Genomic DNA, 5472 nt, shown 5'->3' with positions numbered 1-5472 from the left:
AGACCTCCTCCAGCAGCTCCGCGAGCACCTCCTCGTTGGTCCACTTCGCCCGCCACCCGGCGTCGTGCAGCCGGCTCCCGCTGACCACCCACGGGTACATCGTGTACGCCAGGTCCCCGGCCGGGGACGGAGTGAGCCCGATCCGGTGCAGCCGGGCCGCCGCGCCGAGCGCGACCGCCGACGGCAGCTCCATGCGCCGGATCCCGCTCAGCTCCTCGACCTCCTCCTGCTCCAGCCAGCCGTCGCAGCCGACGGCGAGTTCCCCGTCGACCTTCTCCAGCACGGCGTATTCCAGGGCGCTGCACAGGTCCTCGACGTGGCAGAACTGCCAGGCGGGCCGCGACCCGGCGACGACGAGCAGCCGCGGCGACTCGAAGTACCGGGTCAGCGCGGTGTCCGTGCCGCCGACGAGCACGGCGGGCCGCACGACGGTGACGTTGAGCCCCGGATGGGCGCGCGGCGCCCGGCGGGCCAGGCGCTCGATCTCCAGCAGGTCCCCGACGCCCGTGGCCTCCGCCGTCGCCCGCAGTTCGGCGTCCTCCGACAGGGGCAGCTCGTTGTCCGGCAGCGCCCCGTAGACCATCGCCGAGGTGCACAGCACCACCCGGTGCACCCCGGCCGCGGCGGCGGCGGTCAGCACGGTCTGCGTCCCCCGGACGTTGTACGCGGTGCGTGCGGCCGGGTCGCTGCCCAGGTCCAGGTCGAGGGCGAGGTGCACGACCACGTCGACGCCCCGCAGCTTGTCCGCGACGGCCGGGTCGCGCACGTCGATGATGTGCCACTGGGCCTCGGCGCACTCGCCGCGCCGCTCGTCGATCGCGACGACCCGCCTGATCTCCTCCGACGCGGCGAGCCGCTCGGTGAGCAGGGCGCCGACGCCGGCGGCGGCGCCGGTGACCGCGACGACGGGCCCGCGCACGACGGGAGGGGTCACGTGGTTTCGCGCTGCGCGAACCTGCGGATCTGGGGAACTCACCGGGCGTCTCCAGCGGTTGTCTTCAGTACGAGCGCGTGCGAGGCGCGCATACCAGGTGCATCCATCCTGCCGCAGGCCGTCCGTGGGCGAAGCACCGAGGCCCGATCGGGTCCAGGTGTCTACGCTGGTGGTGTTGTCGGGCAGCCGCGCCGCCGGAGAGACACCGGCGGCCTTACCAGCCGAGGAATCCCGTGAGTGACACCCCATTCGGATTCGGCCTTCCGCCGGAGGAGCCGGAAGACGGCGACGAGGGCAAGAAGAAGGACCAGGAGAGCGGTGGTGGGCAGGGACCGGCCAACCCGTTCGGCTTCGGCGGCCTGCCCGGAGCCGGAGGCTTTGGCGGCCCCGGCGCCGACAATCCGCTCGCAGCCATGTTCGGTTCCCTGAACCCCACCGACCTGGGCGCCGCGTTCCAGCAGCTGGGCCAGATGCTCTCCTACGAGGGCGGCCCGGTGAACTGGGACATGGCCAAGCAGATCGCCCGCCAGACGGTCGCCCAGGGCACGCCGGACGGCACGAAGGACGCCAGTGTGGGCCCTGCCGAGCGCAGGGCGGTCGAGGAGGCCGTGCGCCTGGCCGACCTGTGGCTGGACGACGCGACGTCCCTGCCGTCGGGCTCCGCCTCGGCGGTGGCCTGGTCCCGCGCGGAGTGGGTCGAGGCGACCCTGCCCGCGTGGCAGGAGCTGGTCGACCCGGTCGCCGAGCGGGTCGGCGCGGCCATGGGCGACGTGCTGCCGGAGGAGATGCAGGCCATGGCGGGCCCGCTGATCGGCATGATGCGCTCGATGGGCGGCGCCATGTTCGGCACGCAGATCGGGCAGGCCGTCGGCGTGCTCGCGGGCGAGGTCGTCGGCTCCACCGACATCGGCCTGCCGCTCGGCCCGGCCGGCAAGGCCGCGCTGCTCCCGGCGAACGTGGACGCGTTCGGCAGGGACCTCGGCGTGCCGCAGGAGGAGGTGCGGCTCTACCTGGCCCTGCGCGAGGCCGCCCACCAGCGCCTGTTCGCGCACGTGCCGTGGCTGCGCTCGCACCTGTTCGGCGCGGTCGACGGGTACGCGCGCGGGATCAAGGTCGACACGGCCAAGCTGGAGGACGTGGTCGGCCAGTTCGACCCGCAGAACCCGGAGCAGCTGCAGGACGCGCTGCAGCAGGGCATGTTCCAGCCCGAGGACACGCCCGAGCAGAAGGCGGCGCTGGCCCGTCTGGAGACCGCGCTGGCGCTCGTCGAGGGCTGGGTGGACGCCGTGGTCCACGCGGCCGCGAAACCGCGTCTGTCGTCCGCGGACGCCCTGCGCGAGACCCTGCGCCGGCGCCGGGCCACCGGTGGCCCGGCGGAGCAGACGTTCGCCACGCTGATCGGCTTGGAGCTGCGCCCGCGCCGGCTGCGCGACGCCTCCCGCCTGTGGGCCTCGCTCACGGACGCGCGCGGGGTCGACGGCCGGGACGGCCTGTGGGCCCACCCGGACATGCTGCCGACGGCCGGCGACCTGGACGACCCGGACGGCTTCGTGCACCGCGAGCAGATGGACTTCTCCGAGCTGGACAAGATGCTCGGCGAGGCGGCGGGCAAGCCCGATCTGCGCAAGAAGGACGACAGCGAGGCCCAGGGCGAGGACACCGAGTGAGGCTCCACGACGACGCGGTCCTCGTCCTGAAGGAGTACGGGGCCCAGGAGGAGCTGCGCCAGGTCTACCTGGACCACCTTCAGGCGCACCCGGACGGCATGTGGAAGGCCTGCGCGGACGGGCACATCACGGCGAGCGCCCTGGTGATCGCCCCGGAGCGCGGCGAGGTGCTGCTCACCCTGCACCGCAAGCTGCGGATGTGGCTGCAGATGGGCGGTCACTGCGAGCCGGGCGACGCCACCCTGGCCGACGCGGCGCTGCGCGAGGGGACGGAGGAGTCGGGCATCGCCGGGCTGGCCCTGCTGCCCGGCGGGCCGGTGCGCCTGGACCGTCATCTCACGCCCTGCGCCTGGCACCTGGACGTGCAGTACGCGGCCGTCGCGCCGCGCGGTGCCGAGGAGGCGATCAGCGACGAGTCCCTCGACCTGCGCTGGTTCGCCTACGACGAGGTGCCCGAGGTCGCCGACACATCGGTCGTACGCCTGGTCGAAGCGGCGCGGGCCAGGCTCTGAGGAGGTGAGGGCGACCGCCCCCCTCGGTCGCCCTCACCCCGTGCTCAGCTCCAGACGTTGCCCTGGTTCTGCCCGCGGGCACCGTGCTGGCCCATGCCGAACTGGGCGGCGAGGCCCTGACCGATCACCGCGTTCTGCGGCGGCAGCAGCTCGCTCGGCTGCACCAGCGCGAACCCGGTGCCCATGAAGCTCAGCTCCCAGCCCTCACCGGTGTTGCCGCGCCGGCGCCACACCCCGGAGGAGTGCGTCTGGGCCTGCATCTGCACCCGCAGCCCGGTGGACCAGGCGACGATGGCGTCTGCGTCGCAGTTGACGTACCGGTCGGGCGTGACCTGCATCAGCAGCGGCGCGCCGGAGGTCATCAGGGCGACCCTGCCGCGGCCGGTGATGTTCAGCTGGTACTTCCCGGAGCCGGAAATGCCGTAGAGGCTGTCGACGGCGATGACCTCGTGGTGCAGCGAGGAGTCCATGGCGAGGACGTAGGAGCTGTCGACGGTCAGCCCGTCCTGCTCGACGTCCATGATGTGCACGTGCTGGGCGAGGTTGGCGAGGTAGACGGTGCCCTGGCCGTGACAGCGCATCAGGTCCAGGCCCTCGCCGGTGTGGGCACGCGCGCGTGCCTGGTGGTTGCTGCGGTACTCGGCGTCGAACTCGACGAGGCCCTGGTAGGCGACCATGGTGCCCTTGCGGGCGAGGATGTCGTCGTGGCCCTCGATGACGACCCGCAGAAGCTGCGAGTTCTGCAGGCTCCAGCGCTCCTGCGTCTGGAGGTCGTTGTACTGGAAAAGCGGGCTCTGCATGGTGTGGTGACTCCCCCTCAGCCCCGGAACCGGAGGCGGTCGGTGCTGTCCTCGCTGGGCTGGACGACGACGATGCCCTGTCCGGAGAAGGCCATCTGGTAGGCCTCGCCGCTGCCCCGGCCGATCAGCGACTGCGCCTTGAAGCTGCGCTTGCCCTTCACCTTCAGGTTCGGCGACCAGGCGACGAGCGCGTCCGGGTCGACGTACGTCTCGTCCTCGCCGCCGCCGCAGTCGACGACGATCGGCTCGCCCCGGGAGGTCAGCGCGACCCAGCCCTGCCCGGAGATGCGGGTGTTCCACAACCCCTGTCCGGCGAACTTCGCGAGCCCCTTCACCCGTTCGACGCCCCAGTCGAGGTGGGCGTCGAAGGCGAGCAGGTTGGTGGCGTTGACGGAGATGCCGTCGCCGGCCAGGTTGATCACGACGACGTTGGCGCCGTAGTCGGCGAGGTAGAGCAGGCCGTCCCCGGAGCACTTCATCAGGGGGGCGCCCTCGCCGGTGATCCAGTCGCGGGCGATCTGGCGGACGGCAGGCGGGTTCGGCTCGTACTGGACGAAGCCTTCGTAGGCGACCATCGACCCCACGCGCGCGAGGAGGTCGTGCCCGGTCTGCATGGCGACCTTGAGCATGTGGTTGCCGTGATTCTCCATGCGGGCGGTGACGGGTGCGGGGGCGAAGCCCGCGAGCGACTGGTTCATGACGGGCTCCCTCAGACCTCGTACGGCTGGACGACGATGAAGTTGCCGGGCGCGCCCCGGAACTGCAGGTTGACGCTCTCGCCGGTGTCGCCGGGGTAGGCGTTGCGGCGCATGCGGACCTGGCTGGAGACGATCACCTGGGAGGCCGCCGACCAGGCCACCACCGCGTTGCAGTCGGCGAAGGTGGTCGGCGTGACCGGCAGCACCACGGGCGTGCCGTGCGTCTTGACGACGATCGTGCCGGTGCCCTGGAACTGCATGGTGAACAGCGCGCCGCCGGGAATGCCGTGGCCCTCGATGCGGCGGACCTCGTACTGCAGGCTCTCGTCGAAGGCGAGGACGTTCTCCGCGGACACGCAGATCGCGTCGCCCTGCAGTTCGACGGGGTGCAGGTGGGTGGAGTTCTCGGCGAGGAACACCTGGCCCTGGCCGGTGCAGCGCATCAGCTGCATCTCCTGGCCGGTGGCGTTGCCGACGATCCGCCCGGCGAACCCGGCGCCCTTGTAACCGAAGTCGACCTTGCCCTGGTAGAGCACCATGCTGCCCTGCCGTGCCAGCACGGGCTGCCCGCCGACGCCGAGGTCGACGCGGACGAGCTTGTGGTTCTGCTGGGTCCAGCGCTGCCCGGTGGGCTTCTCCTTGAACATCTGCAGTGCGGCGGACACTCCCCCGCCGCCCTGCGGCACACCCTGCGGCACGCCGTAGGCGGCGGCCTGCTGTGCGGGCACGTGCCCGTAGCCGGGCGGCATGGGAGGGGCCGGCGGGCCGCCGTGTGAGGGCTGCCGGCCGTAGCCCGGAGGCAGCGGCGCGGTCGGCTGCCCGCCGTACGACGGCTGCTGCGGCGGCTGGCCGTAGGGCGCG

Annotated in this window: 6 protein-coding genes; 2 read left to right on the top strand and 4 right to left on the bottom strand. The window is 72.4% G+C overall.

The annotated features are described in order from the left end of the window. A partial coding sequence (locus tag ACLU3S_RS35485; RefSeq protein WP_413956087.1) for an SDR family oxidoreductase occupies window positions 1-976 on the bottom strand: 976 nt, incomplete at its 3' end. Window positions 977-1167: 191 nt separating this feature from the next. Between ACLU3S_RS35485 and ACLU3S_RS35480 the strand changes: the two genes are divergently transcribed. Next, window positions 1168-2601 carry a zinc-dependent metalloprotease gene (locus ACLU3S_RS35480; RefSeq protein WP_413956086.1) on the top strand — a complete coding sequence of 478 codons (1434 nt, stop codon included), beginning with the start codon at window positions 1168-1170 and terminating at the stop codon, window positions 2599-2601. Further along, window positions 2598-3113, top strand: a complete 516-nt coding sequence (locus ACLU3S_RS35475) for an NUDIX hydrolase (protein ID WP_413956085.1) — start codon at window positions 2598-2600, stop codon at window positions 3111-3113. The genes ACLU3S_RS35480 and ACLU3S_RS35475 overlap by 4 nt, the downstream gene beginning before the upstream one ends. Window positions 3114-3157: 44 nt before the next feature. Here ACLU3S_RS35475 and ACLU3S_RS35470 read toward each other — a convergent pair whose 3' ends face one another. From ACLU3S_RS35470 to ACLU3S_RS35460, 3 genes are all read right to left on the bottom strand, one after another. Further along, a complete protein-coding gene (locus tag ACLU3S_RS35470) occupies window positions 3158-3913 on the bottom strand; it encodes an AIM24 family protein (protein ID WP_413956084.1) in 756 nt (251 codons plus the stop codon). 17 nt (window positions 3914-3930) lie between these two features. Continuing rightward, on the bottom strand, window positions 3931-4611 hold the full coding sequence (locus ACLU3S_RS35465; RefSeq protein ID WP_413956083.1) for an AIM24 family protein: 681 nt from the start codon (window positions 4609-4611) through the stop codon (window positions 3931-3933). Window positions 4612-4622: 11 nt separating this feature from the next. Beyond that, a partial coding sequence (locus tag ACLU3S_RS35460; protein ID WP_413956082.1) for an AIM24 family protein occupies window positions 4623-5472 on the bottom strand: 850 nt, incomplete at its 5' end.

Origin of the sequence: Streptomyces sp. AF1A, from assembly GCF_047340315.1 — a bacterium.
Lineage (GTDB): Bacteria > Actinomycetota > Actinomycetes > Streptomycetales > Streptomycetaceae > Streptomyces.
Note: the sequence above shows the minus strand (reverse complement) of the source record. Positions and strands in the feature narration are given on the sequence as shown.

Bases quoted from the DNA above. Each gene is read 5' to 3' on its own strand.
- ACLU3S_RS35470 (WP_413956084.1), bottom strand. From the start codon at position 3,913: ATGCAGAGCCCGCTTTTCCAGTACAACGACCTCCAGACGCAGGAGCGC.
- ACLU3S_RS35465 (WP_413956083.1), bottom strand. From the start codon at position 4,611: ATGAACCAGTCGCTCGCGGGCTTCGCCCCCGCACCCGTCACCGCCCGC.